16 protein-coding genes and 1 riboswitch are annotated in these 18,030 nt (G+C 67.7%); of the genes, 8 read left to right on the top strand and 8 right to left on the bottom strand.

The features are described 5' to 3' along the window. Positions 1–5 precede the first annotated feature (5 nt). Complete coding sequence (gene eda, locus LIN44_RS18420; RefSeq protein ID WP_227315706.1) at positions 6–650, top strand: bifunctional 4-hydroxy-2-oxoglutarate aldolase/2-dehydro-3-deoxy-phosphogluconate aldolase; 645 nt, start codon at positions 6–8, stop codon at positions 648–650. A gap of 72 nt (positions 651–722) precedes the next feature. Here eda and LIN44_RS18415 read toward each other — a convergent pair whose 3' ends face one another. The 3 genes from LIN44_RS18415 to LIN44_RS18405 all read right to left on the bottom strand — a co-directional run bounded on the left by LIN44_RS18415 (position 723) and on the right by LIN44_RS18405 (position 3,918). After that, a complete protein-coding gene (locus tag LIN44_RS18415; protein ID WP_012355947.1) occupies positions 723–854 on the bottom strand; it encodes an entericidin A/B family lipoprotein in 132 nt (43 codons plus the stop codon). Between the two features lie 143 nt (positions 855–997). Then, complete coding sequence (locus LIN44_RS18410; RefSeq protein ID WP_227315705.1) at positions 998–2,314, bottom strand: GGDEF domain-containing protein; 1,317 nt, start codon at positions 2,312–2,314, stop codon at positions 998–1,000. Between the two features lie 290 nt (positions 2,315–2,604). Further along, a complete protein-coding gene (locus tag LIN44_RS18405) occupies positions 2,605–3,918 on the bottom strand; it encodes a hemolysin family protein (protein WP_227315704.1) in 1,314 nt (437 codons plus the stop codon). A gap of 193 nt (positions 3,919–4,111) precedes the next feature. Here LIN44_RS18405 and LIN44_RS18400 point away from each other — a divergent pair, with 193 nt between their 5' ends. Beyond that, positions 4,112–5,005, top strand: coding sequence for a helix-turn-helix domain-containing protein (locus LIN44_RS18400; protein ID WP_227315703.1), 894 nt, complete (start codon positions 4,112–4,114; stop codon positions 5,003–5,005). Here the strand turns inward: LIN44_RS18400 and LIN44_RS18395 are convergent. Further along, positions 4,980–5,504: an acyloxyacyl hydrolase gene (locus LIN44_RS18395; RefSeq protein WP_227315702.1), complete on the bottom strand. Its 525-nt coding sequence runs from the start codon at positions 5,502–5,504 to the stop codon at positions 4,980–4,982. The genes LIN44_RS18400 and LIN44_RS18395 overlap by 26 nt on opposite strands. Positions 5,505–5,867: 363 nt before the next feature. Next, positions 5,868–6,026, top strand: a riboswitch (FMN riboswitch). A 166-nt stretch (positions 6,027–6,192) separates the two neighbouring features. Between LIN44_RS18395 and ribB the strand changes: the two genes are divergently transcribed. Together ribB and LIN44_RS18385 are read left to right on the top strand one after the other, a co-directional pair. Further along, entirely contained in the window at positions 6,193–6,900 is a 708-nt protein-coding gene (ribB, locus tag LIN44_RS18390) for a 3,4-dihydroxy-2-butanone-4-phosphate synthase (protein ID WP_227315701.1), read from the top strand. Between the two features lie 103 nt (positions 6,901–7,003). After that, a complete protein-coding gene (locus tag LIN44_RS18385) occupies positions 7,004–7,591 on the top strand; it encodes a surface-adhesin E family protein (protein ID WP_227315700.1) in 588 nt (195 codons plus the stop codon). A 36-nt stretch (positions 7,592–7,627) separates the two neighbouring features. Here the strand turns inward: LIN44_RS18385 and LIN44_RS18380 are convergent, their stop codons facing one another. Continuing rightward, on the bottom strand, positions 7,628–8,053 hold the full coding sequence (locus tag LIN44_RS18380) for an RT0821/Lpp0805 family surface protein (RefSeq protein WP_227315699.1): 426 nt from the start codon (positions 8,051–8,053) through the stop codon (positions 7,628–7,630). Positions 8,054–8,249: 196 nt separating this feature from the next. On the opposite strand from LIN44_RS18380, the gene LIN44_RS18375 reads away from it, so the two are divergent. The 3 genes from LIN44_RS18375 (at position 8,250) to mdoH (ending at position 13,184) form a co-directional block, all read left to right on the top strand. Beyond that, positions 8,250–8,621 carry a hypothetical protein gene (locus LIN44_RS18375; RefSeq protein ID WP_227315698.1) on the top strand — a complete coding sequence of 124 codons (372 nt, stop codon included), beginning with the start codon at positions 8,250–8,252 and terminating at the stop codon, positions 8,619–8,621. A 367-nt stretch (positions 8,622–8,988) separates the two neighbouring features. Then, positions 8,989–10,587, top strand: coding sequence for a glucan biosynthesis protein G (locus LIN44_RS18370; protein ID WP_304524193.1), 1,599 nt, complete (start codon positions 8,989–8,991; stop codon positions 10,585–10,587). Continuing rightward, complete coding sequence (gene mdoH, locus LIN44_RS18365; protein WP_227315696.1) at positions 10,560–13,184, top strand: glucans biosynthesis glucosyltransferase MdoH; 2,625 nt, start codon at positions 10,560–10,562, stop codon at positions 13,182–13,184. Before LIN44_RS18370 ends, mdoH begins: the two co-directional genes overlap by 28 nt. Before the next feature lie 67 nt (positions 13,185–13,251). Here mdoH and LIN44_RS18360 read toward each other — a convergent pair whose 3' ends face one another. Next, positions 13,252–13,839 carry a hypothetical protein gene (locus LIN44_RS18360; protein ID WP_227315695.1) on the bottom strand — a complete coding sequence of 196 codons (588 nt, stop codon included), beginning with the start codon at positions 13,837–13,839 and terminating at the stop codon, positions 13,252–13,254. Positions 13,840–14,117: 278 nt separating this feature from the next. Between LIN44_RS18360 and LIN44_RS18355 the strand changes: the two genes are divergently transcribed. Then, positions 14,118–15,341 (top strand): Bcr/CflA family multidrug efflux MFS transporter, encoded by a 1,224-nt coding sequence (locus tag LIN44_RS18355; protein ID WP_227315694.1) that lies wholly within the window; start codon positions 14,118–14,120, stop codon positions 15,339–15,341. Positions 15,342–15,361: 20 nt separating this feature from the next. On the opposite strand, the gene LIN44_RS18350 is transcribed toward LIN44_RS18355, so the two are convergent. Continuing rightward, positions 15,362–16,231, bottom strand: a complete 870-nt coding sequence (locus LIN44_RS18350) for a mechanosensitive ion channel family protein (RefSeq protein ID WP_227315693.1) — start codon at positions 16,229–16,231, stop codon at positions 15,362–15,364. Positions 16,232–16,445: 214 nt separating this feature from the next. Next, positions 16,446–17,648 carry an ammonium transporter gene (locus LIN44_RS18345; protein WP_227315692.1) on the bottom strand — a complete coding sequence of 401 codons (1,203 nt, stop codon included), beginning with the start codon at positions 17,646–17,648 and terminating at the stop codon, positions 16,446–16,448. Positions 17,649–18,030 lie beyond the last annotated feature (382 nt).

The raw sequence follows: 18,030 nt of genomic DNA, 5'->3' as shown, positions 1-18,030 counted from the left end.
TCGCCATGTCAAACCAGACTTCCCCGCTGCTTCAACGCCTTGCCGATGTGCCGGTGATCCCGGTGCTGGAATTCCACTCGGTCGACGAGGCCCTGCATGTCAGCGAGGCGCTGGTAACCGGTGGCCTGCCGCTGCTTGAGATCACGCTGCGCACCCCGGTGGCGCTGGCGGCGATCCGCGCGGTCGCCGCCGCGCTGCCACAAGCCTGCGTGGGCGCCGGCACGGTGCTGAACGTGGAACAACTGCACGCGGTGCGCGACGCGGGCGCCCAGTTTGCGGTCTCGCCCGGCCTGACGCCGGCGCTGGCCGAAGGCGCGCAAGGCGCCGGGATCTCGCTGCTGCCGGGCGTCGCCACCGCCAGCGAGGCCATGGCGGCCCTGGAAGCCGGCTTCACTTTCCTCAAGTTCTTCCCGGCGCAGGCCGCGGGCGGGGTGCCGATGCTGAAGTCGCTGGGCGGGCCGCTGCCGCAGCTGCGCTTCTGCCCGACCGGCGGCATCGATGCCGCGCTGGCGCCGTCCTACCTGGCATTGCCCAATGTGGTGTGCGTGGGCGGGTCGTGGGTGGTGCCCAAGGATGCCGTCGCCGGCGGCGACTGGGGCCGCATCCGCGCGCTGGCCGAACAGGCCAGGGCCCTGCGCAGCAAGCCCTGAGACCGCGCGGCACAAAGCAAAACGGCACGCCATCGGGCGTGCCGTTTTGCTGTCGATGCAGCCCTGGCAGGCTTACTTGTGGCGTTCTGCCGAGCTTTCCAGCTTCTGGCCGCCGCGCTGAATGTCCTGGCCGAGCCCCGCCATCGTGTTGCAACCGGCCAACAGAGTGGCAAACAAAACGCACCAGATCCAACCTTTCTTCACGCCGGGCTCCTTTCGATAGGGTTGAGAATCGCGAGATTCTCCGAGTTTGGGATTGACGCGATTTTACCGCTGCTGCGCGCGGCTTTGATAGCTGGTCTGTCGCAATTTGTAAATCGTGCAACCACCCGCCCTGCGCCGCATGGTCAGGCTGGCGGCGCCAGCAACGCCCGCGCGCGCTGCTGGATTGCCGCATGGGTCTGCAGCAGCCAGACCGCGGGAAACGGCTGCGCCAGCAGGTAGCCCTGCACGCTGTGGCAGCCCCAGGCCCGCACCGCGTCCAGCTGCTGGCGGGTTTCGATGCCTTTGGCGCAGACCGAGGCGCCGGCGCGCCGCGCCGCGCGGCAGGCTTCGCGCAGGCTGTCGGCGCGGCAGCAGGCCTCGCGCGCATGGCCGAGGCCCCTTGCATCCAGCGTGACGGCGTCCGGATGCAGCGCTGCCAAAGCCTTGCGGCAGGCCAGGCTGTCGTCGAAATCCCCCAGCGCCAGCTGCAGGCCGCGCCGGCGCAGGGCGGCAAAGCGGTCGATGAGTTCAACGTCGGTCGGCATCGTGCTGGCCGGCAGCTCGATGCACAGCTGCTGCGGCGCGATGCCGCCCGCATCGAGCGCCTGCGCCAGCGCCTCCACCATTTGCGGGCGATGCAGTTGCGCGCTCGAGGCCAGCAGCGTGAACTGGAGCGGGGCGAGGGTCTCGGCGGCACGCATCAGCGGCAGCACGCTTTCCAGCAGCCAGTTGCCGATGCGCCCGACCAGTCCGAGCGCTTCGACGCCGGGCAGGAAATCCTGCGGCGCCACGCGGCCGAGCACGGGATGCTGCCAGCGCAGCCGCACCGTATAGCCGCTGACGGCGGCGCCGGCAAGATCGGCGCGCGGCTGCAGTTGCAGGCTCAGTTCGCCGCGCTCGAGTGCGTCGGGCAGCGCCGCCAGCAACGGGGCGGCGGGCGGGGACCGCGGCTTGTCGGCGCGCGCCAGGCCGGCGCCGCCCTGGCGGTTGACCCGCAGCATGGCGTCGAACGCCTGCTGCAGGCTGCGCTCGGCCGGGATGTCGGCATGATCGTTGGCCACGCCGATACTGCAGGACAGATGCAGCTCGAAGCCGTCCAGCGCGAACGGCCGGGACAGGTCGTCGGCCACCCGGCTGGCAAGCTGGCCCGGATCCGGCATGCCTGCGGGCAGCGTGGTGATGACCACCAGGTCGGCCGCGCCAATCCAGTGCATGAACGCGCCCGGCGGCAGCAGGCAGGCGATGCGCGCCTGCACGATGCCGCGCAGCCTGCCGGAGCGGCCGGGCCCGAGGGTTTCGCAGGCGCTGGCAAAGCGATCCAGGCGGATCGCCAGGATGGACGCGGGCTGACCCGCCTGGGCGCGGCGCGCGGCCAGCGCGCACACCAGCGCGGACGGTTGCATCGTGCCACAGCCGCCGCAGGCAGCGCTCGCTACGAGGTCGTCGGCATCAGGATCCATGCATGATCTTGCGGGCCGCCCGACAATGGCATGCGGCACACGCGTCTCCCCGTGTCTGAAATGGTTCTTCGGCCGGCCGCCGGGCAGTCGTCGCCTGGGTGCAGCCATGCCTGCCGCGGCCGCGTGGGGCCGCGAAGCCCGATCATAAGCGAAGGGCAGGGGAAGGCGCGTTGCAGATTGCGCCAAAGTGATTCGGCCACAACTGCATTTGATTTAGATCAACGCGGCGCCATCCACCCAGGGAAATTGCGATTGACGCCGCCGAGCTGCGGTGTGCCGGCCTCCGGGACTCAGCCGGTGGTGTCTTCCTCGGGCCCGTCCTGCGGCGGCAGGCGCTCGGCCAGCACCTTGTCGATGCGCTTGCCGTCCATGTCGACGATCTCGAAGCGCCAGTCGCCCCATTGCACGGTGTCGGCAATCTGGGGCAGGCGCCCCAGCAGCAACAGCAGCATGCCGGACAGCGTGTGGTAGCGCTCCTTTTCTTCCTCGGGTACCTGGCGCAGGCCGATGCGGTCTTTCAGTTCGGGGATCGGGATCAGGCCATCGAGCAGCCATGAGCCGTCTTCGCGCTGGACCGCCCATTGCTCGCCGGCGGCCTCGGCCTTGAATTCGCCGGTGATGGCCTCGATCAGGTCGCGCAGCGTCACCAGGCCCAGCACTTCGCCGTATTCGTCGATGACAAAGGCGATCTGCCCGCCCGAGGCGCGGAAGTTTTCCAGCAGTTCCATGCCGGTCACGCTTTCCGGCACGAACACCGCCGGCTGCACCGCCGCCTGCAGGTCGGCTTCCTCGCCGCGCAGCCGGCGCGCCAGCAACTGGCGCGCGCTGACCACGCCGATGATGTCGTGCATGCCGCCGCGCACCACGGGGAAGCGGGAGTGGTCGGATTCTTCGATGCGGCGCAGGTTCTCGTCCAGCGTGGCTTCCACATCGAGGTACACCACGTCGCCGCGGGGCACCATCAGCGACGCCAGCTGGCGATCATCGAGCCGGAACACGTTGCGCACCATGGTGTGCTCATGCTGCTCGATCACGCCGGCTTCGGAGCCTTCCACCAGCAGCGCATGGATTTCTTCCTCGGTCACGCCGGGGCCGCGGTCAACCTTGGTGCCGAGCAGTCGCAGCACCAGCCGCGTGGAGCTCGACAGCAGCTTGACGAACGGGGTCGAGGCCACCGCCAGCCAGCCGATCGGGCGCGCCACCAGCCGCGCGATCGCCTCGGGCGCCATCTGGCCCAGGCGCTTCGGCACCAGTTCGCCCAGCACGATGGAAAAATAGGTCAGCCCGGCCACCACGATCGCGGTGGCCACATAGCCGGCGGTGCTTTCCGAGATACCGTAACCCTGCAGCCACAGGCCCAGCGGCTGCGCCAGCGTCGATTCGCCGACCACGCCGTTGAGCACGCCGATCGAGGTGATGCCGATCTGCACGGTCGAGAGGAAGCGGGTGGGATCCTCGCCCAGCTTTGCCGCCGCAATGGCGCCGCGGTCGCCGTTCTCGATCTGGCGTTGCAGGCGTGCCTTGCGGGCTGTTACGAGTGCGATCTCGGACATCGCAAACAAGCCGTTCAGCAGGATCAGCGCCAGTAATATGGCAATTTCCATCAGGGTGCGCGCCCTCTGCGCGCCGGGTGTCTGAAAAGATCAAGCATACCATTCGCCTGTTACACGACCTCGCCACTGTGATGCGCCCGCCGCAAACGGTGGCGCTTTTCCGGCCATCGGCCAGGTCTATGGATGGCTGCGATTACCTGTGAGGTATTCGCGGCGAGGCCGCCGCCATGCTGTAATAACGCGCATGGAAACGCTGACCCCTGCCTCCGAGGCCACGCTCGACTTCCCCGGACTGTTGCGCTACTGGCGCGGCAAGCGCGGCTACAGCCAGCTGGCGCTGTCGCTGGCCGCCGGGGTGTCGCAGCGCCACATCTCCTTCCTCGAGTCGGGGCGCGCCCGTCCCAGCCGCGAGATGGTGCTGGCGCTGGCCGAGCGCCTGGGCGTGCCGCTGCGCCAGCGCAACCGGCTGCTGCTTGCCAGCGGCTTCGCCCCCGCCTACAGCGAACACGCGCTGAGCGCGCCGCCGTTGCAAATGGTGCAGCAGGCGATCGCCCTGATCCTGGCCAAGCAGGAGCCGTACCCGGCGGTGGTGCTGGACCGCTTCTGGAACCTGGTCGACGCCAATGCCGCCTACCGCCGCATGTTCGACACCTTGCTGGGCGGCCGCGCGCCGGCATCGCTTGCCGACGATCCGCACCGGATCAACCTGATGCTGACCGTGTTCGATCCCGACGGCCTGTGGCCTGTCATCGAGAATGCGCGCCAGGTCGGCCGTTACCTGTTGCGGCGCGTCTGGCAGGAGCTGCAGGTGCAGGCGCACGACCAGACCGCGCGCGCGCTGTTCGCACGCATCGCCGACTGGCATCCGGACATGGTGGGGCCCGGCGGTGTGCTGCTGCCCGAGGATGACGGCAGCGACGGGCCGCCGCCGCCGCTGCTGCCCGTGGTGCTGCATGCGGGCGCGTTCCGTGCGTCGCTGTTCTCGACGCTGACCACGCTCGGCATTCCGCAGGACGTCACGCTGCAGGAGCTCCGTATCGAATGCTTCTTCCCGGCCGACGACGCCACGCGGCTGCTGTTTGAAACGCAGGGCGGGGCGCAGGATCGCGCAGTCAGAAGCGGTAGCGCAGGTAAATGACGTGGAAGGTGGTGCCAGGATTGGGCTCCTTGATGCCGCCATTGGACAGATGCTGGATGCGGTAGCCCGCGGCAAAGTTGCGGTCCTTGCCGAGCATCACGCCAAGACCGGCGTATTCCGAGAACTGGAACGCGCTGGAGATGACGTGATCGTCCGAGGTGCGCGTGCCGCTCAGCACCCGCGCGCCCACCGATAGCTCGAGGAACGGCACCCAGGTGTGCCGCCACCATCCGATCCGCACCACCGGCGAAGCGCCGAACTCCCACAGATCGTTCGGATTGTTGTTGCTGTCGCTGAGCCAGCGCGCAACGTTGACCTCCCACTGCAGGTCCACCTGCCAGCCCTGCGGGTTGCCCCATGCCAGGCCGGAATCCCACAGCATGGCGATCTCCGCCTTTTGCACGTGATGGCTGTCGTCGAAGCCGTAGCCAAGCTGAATCGCAGGCGCCGCGCATGCGGCCGTGCTCAGGCACCCGGCCAGCGCAAGCAGCGCCGCCACGGCGGCGCGGCGCGGCCGTCGCCAGCGCCGCGCGGAGAAGGTTGAAAGGAGGGGGATGCAACTCGCATGGCTGTCTTGTCTGGCTTCTTGGTCTGGTCGGCGCATGGGAAGCACGCTGAAAAGATGCTGCGTTGTTGTCAGGCAGGCGATGGGGAAACTGCCGCTTGCAGCTCCCAGGCGCTGCCTCCTTATCCTATTTGTAGTACACCGGAAGGCACGTTGCCGAGGCCGAACGTGGCCGGCACCGCGGCGCGGGCCACAACAGGGTACAGGGTACGGGCCGCGCGCGGCGTGCACAGTGACCAGGGACAATCGTGCTAACATGCGCGGGCCGGTGCCGGCCGCTTGGCCGGCCCGGTTACGTTACGTCTTCAGGGCGGGGTGGAAGTCCCCACCGGCGGTATGCCGCGACGCGCAGCGCGTGTCCGGCGAGCCCGCGAGCGCTCGCATTCCCGTGCGAGGTCAGCAGACCTGGTGTGAGGCCAGGGCCGACGGTCATAGTCCGGATGAAAGAAGATGAACGGAGCTTGCCCGCGTGGCCTGGCGCCTGCCAGGCCCGTGGTTTGCCGAGCCTTGCGCGCGCAAGGCTCGGCGGTTCGTGCGCGTGCGGTCAGCATGGCGTGCGGGCATTGCAGTTCCGTTGACCCTTCCCCTGGAACGCCCATTGATGCTGAACCAGGAGCGTTTCATGTCTAGCTTTTCCACCGAAGCCATTGCCCCCGCGGCGTTCGCGGATGCCACCGCGCGTGCCACGGCCGATACGATCGCGCACGCCGATCCGCGCGCGCTCGACTTGCGCATCGAGCAGGCCCTCGAAGCCATGCGCGCAGGCCGTCCCGTAGTGCTGCTCGATGACGACGACCGCGAGAACGAGGCCGACCTGATCCTTGCCGCCGAGCGCCTGACCCAGGCCAACATGGCCATGATGATCCGCGAATGCAGCGGCATCGTGTGCCTGTGCCTGCCGACGGACAAGGTGCGCAGCCTGGGCCTGCGGCCGATGGTCGAGCACAACCGCAGCCAGTACGGCACCGCCTTCACCGTGTCGATCGAGGCCCGCGAGGGCGTCACCACGGGAGTCAGCGCGTCCGACCGTATCACCACCATCCGCGCGGCGATTGCCGCGGATGCGGGCGCCGATGCCGTGGTCAGCCCCGGCCATGTGTTCCCGCTGGTGGCGCGCGACGGCGGCGTGCTGGAGCGCCGCGGCCATACCGAAGGTTCGGTGGACCTGGCGCGCATGGCGGGGCTGTCGCCCGCCGCGGTGCTGTGCGAGCTGATGAACCCGGATGGCACCATGGCGCGGCGCGCCGAAGCGCTGGCCTTTGCCGAGATGTACCGGTTGCCGGTGCTGACCATCGAGGATCTGGTCGCCTGGCGGCGCCGGCACGGCTGAAGGCCACTGGGATGCATGGGTCAGGGCGCGCCGGCGCGCCGCAATGCATGCATCCTGTGCGACAATGCGGATCGCTTTTTCCCGTCTACATGAGGGCAATTCCATGATGTTCCGCATTGTTCGACACGCAGCCGCGCTGGTCGGCTGCGTGTTCGGCCTGGCCCTGCCGCAGGCGCACGCCGATGACGGCGCTGTGCCGGCCACTGACGTGGCGCCGGCCTCTGCATCCCGGCCGGCCGCTGCCGCCGGCCTCTACGAATGCCAGGTCCCCGGCACCGCCACCGTATTCCGCTCGACACCCAAGGAAGGTTGCCGCCTGGTGGCCGCACCCGATCCCGGCGCGCCGGACCCGCAGCGCTGGCTGCCGCTGATGGGTGCCAATGGCGTGATTTCCTATTTCGATCAGTCGGCGGTGCGCCGCCAGGGCTCGCAGGTTGGCGTGGTGGTGATGCGCAATTCGCCGTCGGGCGTGATCCGCACCGCCAGCGGCGAGCCGATCCGCTCTTCGCTCAAGCGCATGGTGCTGAACTGCGCCACGTCGATGTATGCCGTGGTCGAGCAGACCCTCTACAGCAAGCGCTTTGCGCGCGGCGACTCGCTCTATACCATCCGCGCGCCGCATTCCGGCACCTTCCAGGTGGCCGGCCCCGGCACCATCGCCGGGGAACTGCTGCGCAAGCTATGCCGCTAAGTCCCGGCCGCGCGGCACAGCCTGCTGCCGGCCAGCTTATTCGCCCACGTGGCGGGACTTCCATTGCCCGTTGGACTGCTTGCAGAACCAGCCGCTCCAGTGTTCTTCGGCACTGCCGCGCTTGAGTTCTGACTTCAGGCGCCGGCACGGCTGGCCCTTGTCGGTCTTGCTCTCGACCGGGGTGATGGTGCCGTCGATCTGCTGGCGCCGTCCCGCGGCCGGAAAGGTCCACGCCACCGACTGGCCATCGGCCGTATCGTTCAGCGCGGTACGCACCGACTTGGCCAGCGACGCGCCTTCCTTGTCGTTGAGCGTGCCGATAATGGTGCCGCTCAGGTAGTTGTCGAAGTACGCATGCGCCGGCGCGGCGCAGAGCAGCACGGCACCCAGCGCGCCTGCGAGTGCGGCACGCAGGGCGGGGCGGGCGAGGCTGGCGGAGGGTGTGGTTTGCCGGGTCAGCATGATGGTTCCTTGTGCTCCATGGTGGCGTTCGAGTGGCATTGTAAGCGCAATGCGCGGCGATGGCCGCGATTGGCGACGCGCCTCGCCAGCCGCGGCCACCGGCCGCGGTTGACACGTGCGTGGCCCTGACCTAGCGTTGATTTCTGCCCTCATGCCGCCGGCACGACGGGTGCCCATTCCTGCAAGAGGAGATCCCATGACGCTGCGCTATCTCACAATCGGCCTGGCCGTCGCCTGCGCCTTTGGCACGCTGCACGCCCAGACCCCGGGCAAGGCCGACCAATTCAATCCGTATACCGACGGTGCCAAGCAGGGCAACTTCAATCCCTACACCGATGGTGCGAAGCAGGACAAGTTCAGCCCGTACACCGACGGCGCAAAAAGCGATAACGTGACTGCGCTGAACCCGGGCGCCAGGCCCGACCAGATGGAACCGATCCAGGGCGGGGCGCAGAAGTCGTTTGACTCGTTCAGCCAGGGCGGCATGAACAGCGGCAAATTCGATCCCTATTCCGAAGGCGCCAAGAGCGGCAAGTTTGATCCATACAGCGAAGGCGCCAAAAAGTAACAGTGTATTAAACGGGCCGGACGCGTTCCGGCCCGCATCGCTGTGCGACCGGGGCTGCCGATCGGGACTGACCGCGCCGACGCTCGCGGCGATGTGACCTGATCGCCCGCAAAGCCATGCGTGGAGCGGCTTTCGGGCTACCCCGCCAACAATTTGTTTCAAACCTTGCGTGATCGAAACGTGACTTTTGCGTCTCGAATTGCTATGGTTTATTGCGCATCGCAACAAACCGGACACGGTGCCCCGCGGGCCGCTTGCCCCGCGTCAGGGCCACGCCACTCGGCGCCCGGCTCATCTCTTGCCGTGTCCTTCATCGTTCAGGCCGTCGATGCCGGCCACTCCGTTTCAACCGCTCACCCTGGCATACATGTCACAGATCGCCACGCCACGAATAGCCGTACCGTTTACCTTGCCCGCTGCCGGCCCGGAGGCCCGTCGCCGCTCTGCGCGGGTCGGGGCACGGATCGCGGCCTGGCTCGGCGGCGGGGCGCTGGCGCTGTGTGCGATGGCGGCCCATGCGTTCGACTTCGACACCGTCGCGGCGCGCGCGCGCCAGCTGGCGGCTTCGCCTTACAAGGCGCCGGCGCAGAACCTGCCGCGCGAATTGCGCGAGCTGACCTACGAGCGTTACCGCGAGATCGAGTACAAGCCCGAGCGCTTCGCCTGGCGCGGCACGCGTTCGCCGTTCGAGCTGTCGTTCTTCCACGAGGGCATGGTGTTCGACCAGCCCGTGCGCATCCATGAAGTGGTGGGCAACAGCGTGCGGGAATTCCGCTTCGACCCTTCCGCGTTCAACTACGGCCCGCACAAGGTCGATGCCGCCAAGCTGAAGGGACTGGGCTACGCCGGCTTCCGCATCCTTTATCCGCTGAACCAGGGCAAGCGCAAGGACGAGCTGGCGTCGTTCCTCGGCGCTAGCTACTTCCGCGCGCTTGGCAAGGACCAGTGGTACGGGCTGTCGGCACGCGGCCTGGCGGTGGATACCGCGCTCAACTCGGGCGAGGAATTCCCGCGCTTCGTTGAATACTGGATCGAACGTCCGGGCGCCAATGCCAAGGAGATCACCATCTATGCGCTGATGGATTCGCGCCGCATGAGCGGGGCGTACCGCTTCACCATCAAGCCCGGCGCGGAAACCGCGATGGAGGTCAAGTCGCGCCTCTACCTGCGCGAAAACGTGACCAAGCTCGGCCTTGCGCCGCTGACCAGCATGTACCTGTTCGGCGAGAACCAGCCGGCGCCGGCGCAGGATTTCCGGCCGGAGGTGCATGACTCGGACGGCCTGTCGATCCACCTCGGCACCGGGGAATGGGTCTGGCGTCCGCTGGTCAATCCCAAGCGGCTGCTGGTGACGTCGTTCGCCGCGACCAATCCGCAGGGGTTCGGGCTGATGCAGCGCGACCGCAGCTTCAACAGCTACCAGGAAATCGGCGCGTGGTACGAGCGCCGGCCCAGCGGCTGGGTGCAGCCGCGCGGCAACTGGGGCTCGGGCCGGGTGGAGCTGGTGCAGATCCCGACGCCGGACGAGACCAATGACAACATCGTCGCGTACTGGGTGCCCGACAACCCGCCCAAGCCGAAGCAAGCCTTCGACTACGAATACCGCCTGCTGTGGCAGAAGGATGGCGAACAGGAGCCGCCGCTGTCGTGGGTGACGCAGACCCGGCTGGGCCAGGGCCAGACGCGCAGCAAGGAGGACACGAGCTTTTCGCTGGTGGTGGACTTCGAAGGCCCGGCCTTCCGCAGGCTGCCGGCGGACGTGCGCATCGACCCGGTGGTTTCGGCCGATGCCAACGGCGAGCTGCTGAAGACATCGGTGCAGCGCAATGACGCGACCGGTGGCTGGCGCATGACCATGTTGATGCGCCGCAAGGACGAAACCAAGCCGGTAGAGTTGCGCGGCTATCTTCGCAACGGCAATACAACCCTGTCCGAGACGTGGAGCTACATCTTACCCCCCGCCTAAAGCAGCGACCGGCCCAGGCGGCGGCATGCGAGCGCTATCTCGACCGCCTGCCCGTATCGCCTGAAGTGCGCAGCGAACTGCTGGCCGATGGCGCAAGCATGGGCGCCGCGGCGGCACCGGTCACACCGCTGGCTTCCGTGACGCCGGTGATCCCGGTCACGGCCGATGGCCGCGACGCGCAGGAGGCCATCACGCGCCTGCAGTCGCGCCTGGCCGGCAAGGAAGCGCCGCCGGCGCACGGCAGCAGCGCCTACGCCTCGGTGCAGCGGCGCTTCGCCATGGCCTACGGCAATCCCCAGGTTGGCGGCGCGCCGCTGCTGCGGCGGCGCGAAGACGGCACCGTCAAGGTCGATACCGGCCCCGCGCCCGAGCGCAGCTCGATGGTGCCGCGCCAGTGGCCGCCGCATATCGTCACCGGCTGGCTGCGCAACACGTGGCGCCGCATGCTGGGCCGCCCGCCGGTGCCCGAGACGTGGGACACATTGCACGACGGGCCCGACGCGGAAGGCAAATGGCATCCCGCCGGCTCGCACCGGCGCTGGGTGCTGCTGGGCCTGGTCTCGATCCAGACCGTGCTGGCCACCTACTTCATGACCAGCGTGCTGCCGTACCACGGCACCGACCCGCTCGAGATTGCCATCCTGGTGCTGTTCGCCATCCTGTTCTCCTGGGTGTCGGCCGGCTTCTGGACGGCGATGATGGGCTTCCTGGTGCTGGCCAAGGGCGGCGACAAGCATCTGATCTCGCGCTCGGCGGTACCGGACCGGCCCGACGCGCCGATTGCGCCCGAGGCCCGCACCGCGATCATCATGCCGATCTGCAATGAAGACGTGACGCGCGTCTTCGCGGGCTTGCGTGCCACCTATGAATCGCTGGCGCGCACGCCGCACCTGGCCAACTTCGACTTCATCGTGCTGTCGGACAGCGGCAATCCGGACCTGCGCACGGCCGAGCACGATGCCTGGATGGAACTGTGCCGCGCCGTCGGCGGCTTCGGCCGCATCTTCTACCGCTGGCGCCGGCACCGCGTGAAGCGCAAGACCGGCAACGTGGCCGATTTCTGCCGCCGCTGGGGCAGCAAGTACCGCTACATGGTGGTGCTCGACGCCGACAGCGTGATGAGCGGCGACTGCCTGGCCACGCTGGTGCGGCTGATGGAAGCCAACCCCGGCGCCGGCATCATCCAGACCGCGCCGCTGGCCGTCGGGCGTGAAACGCTGTATGCGCGCGTGCAGCAGTTCGCCACCCGGGTGTACGGGCCGCTGTTTACCGCCGGACTGCACTACTGGCAGCTGGGCGAGTCGCACTACTGGGGCCACAACGCCATCATCCGCGTCAAGCCGTTCATCGAACACTGCGCGCTGGCGCCGCTGCCGGGCCGCGGCCCGTTGTCGGGGGAAATCCTGTCGCACGACTTCGTCGAGGCCGCGCTGATGCGCCGCGCCGGCTGGGGTGTGTGGATTGCCTATGACCTGGAAGGCTCGTACGAAGAACTGCCGCCGAACCTGCTGGACGAGGTCAAGCGCGACCGCCGCTGGTGCCAGGGCAACCTGATGAATTTCCGGCTGTGGCTCAAGCAGGGCTTCCACGTGGTGCACCGCGCGGTGTTCCTGACCGGGATCATGGCGTACCTGTCGGCGCCACTGTGGCTGCTGTTCCTGCTGCTGTCGACGGCGATGCTGGCCAAGCACGCGCTGGTCCCGCCGGAATACTTTACGCAGCAATACCAGCTGTTCCCGACCTGGCCCGAATGGCATCCGGAAAAGGCCCTGGCGCTGTTCTCGGCCACGGCCACGCTGCTGTTCCTGCCCAAGCTCGCCAGCGTGGCGTTGCTGATGAAGCAGGCGCGGCGCTACGGCGGCGCGGTGCAGCTCTTTGCCAGCATGCTGATCGAGGTGCTGCTGTCCGCGCTGCTGGCGCCCACGCGCATGCTGTTCCATACCAAGTTCGTGATCGCGGCGTACAGCGGCTGGGGCATTTCGTGGAAATCGCCGCCGCGTGAAGATGCCGAGACCACCTGGGGCGAAGCCTTTCGCCGCCACGGCTGGCATACCGCGCTGGGGCTGGCATGGGGCGGGCTGGTGTACTGGCTGAACCCGTCCTATGTGCTGTGGCTGCTGCCGATCGTCGGTTCGCTGGCGCTGTCGATCCCGTTGTCGGTGATGCTGTCGCGGGTGTCGCTGGGCCGCGCTTCGCGCAACGCCGGGCTGTTCATGATCCCGGAAGAAACGCTGGTGCCGCGCGAGATCGTGGAAACGCAGCAGCATGTCGAAAATGCCGCCGAAACGCCGAACTTCGTCGACGCCGTGGTGGACCCGGTCACCAATGCGCTGATGTGCGCGACCGCGACGCCGCGCGTGGTGCAGCCGGAATCGGCGCGCAAGCGCCACGAGAGCCTGGTCGAGCATGCGCTGACCCACGGGCCGCGCGCGCTCACGCCGGCGCAGAAGCACGTGTTGCTGGGCAATCCGTTCGCGCTGGCGCGCCTGCATGAACTGGTGTGGGGTTCGCCACTGGCCGACGCCGGCTGGAAGGACACGCGCATGCTGGTACGGCGCGCCGCCAACGTGGTGCCGCTGCGTCCGCGCGCCGCCTGAGCGCGTTGCATCAGACAAAAAAACGGCCCGCTTGCGCGGGCCGTTTTTGCGTGGCGCCGGTCGCTGCTCAGCGCAGGGCAGCGCTGCAGATCGGGCCGTTGATATAGACGTCGCCGATGCGGCGCTCGCCGCGGTCCTTGCGGGTCATGTAGCGGAACAACATGCTGACGCCCAGCTTGGTCAGGATCTCGACATCGCGGTTTGCGCAGATATTGCGCTGCAGCGGCGCGGCGTAGTTGACCTCGAAGCTGGCCAGGTCGAGCATCGGCCCGCGGTAGTTGGTCAGTTCCAGCTGGAACAATACATGTTTGCCCGGCACCGACTGGCAGCGGCGCAGGCGGGTCTCGCCGTCGATCTCGATCGGCAGGGCATCGTTGAGCTGGCGGCAGGCGCGCGCCAGCACGTTGTCGGGGCGGGTGGCGTTGCGCAGCAGCTCGGGCACGCCGGCGGCGCCGGTGTTCTGGCCGGTGGCCGCGCCCTTGAGCATGCGCGCCACCGGGTCGGCTTCATCGGCCGCGGGAACCAGCAGCGGGACGCTGGCATTGCGCAGCTGCGCCGGCGCTGCCTTGGCCGTCAGGGGCAGCGGCAGCAGCAGCACGGCCGCAAGTACGGCGGTGCCTGGCGAAGCGGAAAGCGGCGTTTGTCGTATTCTCATGCAGGCTAATGTTGCGGGGACCGGTACTGTCGTCCCTCTCTGCGAGGCCGACGGCGAGTCTTACGCCGACAGGCTGGCATTGTACCCTCCACCCCGGCGCGCATGAAAGTCGCGCTCCGCGAGCGTCGTGGCATTGCTGCCATGCAAGGCCCCGGAACAGGCTGCGCCGGGCTGCGGCTGCATTGGTTATGTTGTGCAACAATTGCGTCTTTCGTGGGGCTGCCCGTGCGGTACGGCCGCGCAGGGCAGCGCCATCGCCCTCGGATACCTGTCCCCCCATGTCTCATTCCCCAAGCGCCGCCCCGACGCCGCGTTTTCCTGCCTGGCTGCTGATCTGCAGCTCGCTGATGGCGATCGCGCCGCTGTCGATCGACATGTACCTGCCGAGTTTCCCGACCCTGGCCGGCGACCTGGGCGTCGATATCGGCCAGGTCCAGCTGACCCTCGGCACCTTCCTGGTCGGGCTCGCGCTCGGCCAGGCCTTCTATGGTCCCTTCAGCGACCGCTTCGGGCGCAAGCCGCCGCTCTATGTCGGACTGTGCCTCTACGTGGTCGCCGCCGTGTGCTGCGCGCTGGCGCGCAACGTCGAAGCGCTGATGCTATGGCGCTTCCTGCAGGCGCTGGGCGGCTGCGCCGGCATGGTGATGGCGCGGGCGGTGATCCGCGACCGGCTCGAGGCACATGAATCGGCGCGGGCGTTTTCCTCGCTGATGCTGGTGATGGGCGTGGCGCCGATCCTGGCGCCGATCATCGGCGGCGCGGTCCTGACCGTATCGGGCTGGCGCGCCATTTTCTGGGTGCTGGCGGGCGCCGGGCTGCTGATCCTGCTGCTGGTCCACCTGCGCATGGAGGAATCGCTGGACCGCGGCCATGCGGCGCCGCTGCGGCTCGGCAGCGTGGCCCGCAGCTATGCGGAGCTGCTGCGCGACCGCGAGTTCCTGGGCTACTCGCTGTCGGCCGGCTTCGGCTCGGCGGGCATGTTCGCGTATATCTCGGGATCGCCCTTCGTGCTGATCGAACTGCACGGCATCGCGCCGTCGCACTATGGCTTTGTGTTCGGTGCCAATGCGCTGGGGCTGATCACGATGTCGCAGCTCAATGCCCGGCTGGTGCGCGGGCGTTCGCTCGACCAGGTGCTGGGAGCCACGCTGCTGGCGGCCCTGGGCGCGGGGACGGTGCTGGCGGTGGCCGCACTGGCGGGGATGGCGGTGCTGCCGGTGCTGCTGGCCGGCTTCTTCGTGTTTATCGGAGCGCTGGGCTGCGTCTCGCCGAACGCTTCGGCGCTGGCGCTCGCGCACCAGGGACATCGCGCCGGCACGGCTTCGGCATTGATGGGCACGTTGCAGTTTTCGCTCGGCACGCTGGGCGGCGCCGCGGTCAGCGTGTGGCGCGACGGCAGCGCGCTGCCGCTGGGCGTGGTGATGGCGGCCTGCGGTGCCGGCGCGGTGCTGATGCGCCATTACGGGCGCTCGGGCGCAAGCACGCGCCCGGGCACCCGCTGAAACGGCCGCCGCGCGCCAGTTCAGGCCGCCTGCTGTGCGGCGGCTTGCTCGGCGGCGGCGTGCGGCAATCCGGCCTGCTGCACCACCACCATGTGGGCCGGCATCGGCGCGGCGTAGCCGGCCTGGCCGAAGCATTCGCGGATGACGCGGTTGGTGTCGAAATAGACCTGCCAGTAATGGTCGTTGTGGCAATAGGGCCGTACCGCCAGCACCGGGCCGACCAGCGTGAACTCCAGGATTTCGACGTCGACCGGCGGCTCGGCCAGCACGTTGGGGATCTCGGCGATGCGGGTCTTCAGCAGCGCCACCGCGTCGGCCACATCGGTGCTGCCGGCCAGCTGCGCTTTCAGTTCCACGCGCCGGAACGCATTGGCGGTGAAGTTCTGGATGGTGTCGCTGAAGATCTTGTTGTTGCCGATCACGGTCTGGACATTGTCCGGCGTGTCCAGCGTGGTGGCGAACAATCCGATTTCGCGCACCGTGCCGGTCACGCCGCCAATGGTGACGAAGTCGCCGACCTTGAACGGCCGCAGCACCACCAGGAAGGCGCCGGCGGCGAAGTTTGCCATCAGTCCCGACCAGGCCATGCCGATCGCCACGCCGGCGGCGGCAATCAACGCGGCAAAGGTGGTGGTCTGGATGCCGAAGTAGCCGAGGATGCCGATCACCAGCACCACGTTCAGCGTCACGGTGACGATGGAACCGACGTAGCGCAGCAGCGTGGGGTCGACCTTCTGCTTGCCGAGCGCGTTCTGCACCATGCGCACGACAAAGTGGATCAGCCAGCGGCCAATGACCCAGAAGGCGAGGGCCGCCAGGATCTTGACGCCGAATTCGGTGGCGTAGGAGACCACCAGGGTCTTGAGGTTGTCGAAGGTAGAGGCGTCCATCGGCGTATTCCTTTCGTGTTGGTGTAACCGGCCAGCCGCCGACCCAACATCCCCCGAACCAGCCGGCTGCAGCGTGCGAGCCCCTGCGCGTTGCGCGCAATTCCCGGGCACGGCAATTATTGAGAGGCCGCGCGCGGAAGTGCAAGTAAATCATTGTTAAGACAAGCCGCGTGGCACGGCTCGTCCATTTATATCGGAATTGCGCTGGCGGGTATTACCAGTTGGTTTCGCGCTCGGGCGTGGCGGAAATCCGGTGCAGCGTCAGGTCGGCGCCGTTGAACTCGCCCTCGGGGTCGAGGCGGATGCCCACCAGCCGCTTCAGGGTGCCATAGACCAGCGTGCCGCCGGCCAGCGCCACCACGATGCCAAGCAAGGTGCCGAGCAGTTGCGCGCCGAGCGACACCCCGCCGAGGCCCCCCATCGCCTTCGCGCCGAAGATGCCCGCGGCGATGCCGCCCCAGGCGCCGCATAGCCCGTGCAGCGGCCACACGCCCAGCACATCGTCGATATGCCACTTGTTTTGCGCCAGCGTAAACATATAAACGAACAGCGCGCCCGCCACGGCGCCGGTGACCAGCGCGCCCAGCGGATGCATCAGGTCCGAGCCCGCGCATACCGCCACCAGGCCGGCCAGCGGCCCGTTGTAGACGAAACCCGGATCATTGCGTCCGGCGATCCAGGCGGCCAGCGTGCCGCCGGCCATCGCCATCAGCGAATTGATTGCCACCAGGCCGCTGATCTTGTCGACGGTCTGCGCGCTCATCACGTTGAAGCCGAACCAGCCCACCGCAAGAATCCAGGCACCCAGCGCCAGGAACGGGATGTTCGAGGGCGGATGCGCGCTGATGCGGCCGTCCTTCTGATAGCGGCCGCGGCGCGCGCCCAGCAGCAGCACCGCGGGCAGCGCAATCCAGCCGCCCAGCGCATGCACCACCACCGAGCCGGCAAAATCATGGAAGGGGGCACCGGCGACGCGCGCCAGCCAGTCCTGCACGCCATAGCGCTGGTTCCAGACCATGCCTTCGAAAAAGGGGTAGACAAAACCTACCAGGACGAACGTGGCAACCAGTTGCGGATTGAAACGCGAGCGTTCGGCAATACCGCCTGAGATAATCGCCGGAATTGCCGCGGCAAAGGTCGCCAGGAAAAAGAACTTGACCAGTTCGTAACCGTTTTTCTGGGCCAGGGTTTCGGCGCCGGCAAAGAACTGCACCCCATAGGCGATGGTGTAGCCGATAAAGAAATAGGCGATGGTGGAAACTGCGAAATCCACCAGAATCTTTACCAAGGCATTGACCTGGTTTTTCTTGCGCACCGTGCCAAGTTCGAGGAACGCAAAGCCGGCGTGCATGGCCAGCACCATGATGGCGCCGAGCAGGATAAACAGCGCGTCGGTGCCGGTCTTCCAGTTGTCCATAGTGACCTCATGCTCAAAATGGGCGCATCAGTATGCAAAAAGCGTTCCAGAAACGGCTGCATCCTGGTGCCGCTTGCACCGTCGCGGGTAAAACGCCGCACCGGCATGCCGCACGGCTTCATCGGTCGGGCCACGGTGCGGTCGGTCCGCGAGCGGCGGCAGGATTTGCGCTGCGCCAGAATGGAGCGGGCCAGGCGGGTCGGGCGACCCGTTGTGGTGCGTCGCCCCATTTAGGGGAATCTGTCCTATGCTGGATAGCTTTGGGACGTGCGAATCCGGACGGCCGCTCCGGCCCGGCAAAAAGGTGCTTCTGGCAAGCACGAATAGCGGGGGAAATTGCCCGCTAACCGGCCTCAAGCAAGGATTTGCGGGTTTTTTTGTC

Origin of the sequence: Cupriavidus sp. MP-37 (genome assembly GCF_020618415.1) — a bacterium.
Lineage (GTDB): Bacteria > Pseudomonadota > Gammaproteobacteria > Burkholderiales > Burkholderiaceae > Cupriavidus.
The sequence above is the reverse complement of the archived record's forward strand: the minus strand, read 5'-3'. Positions and strand labels throughout refer to the sequence as shown.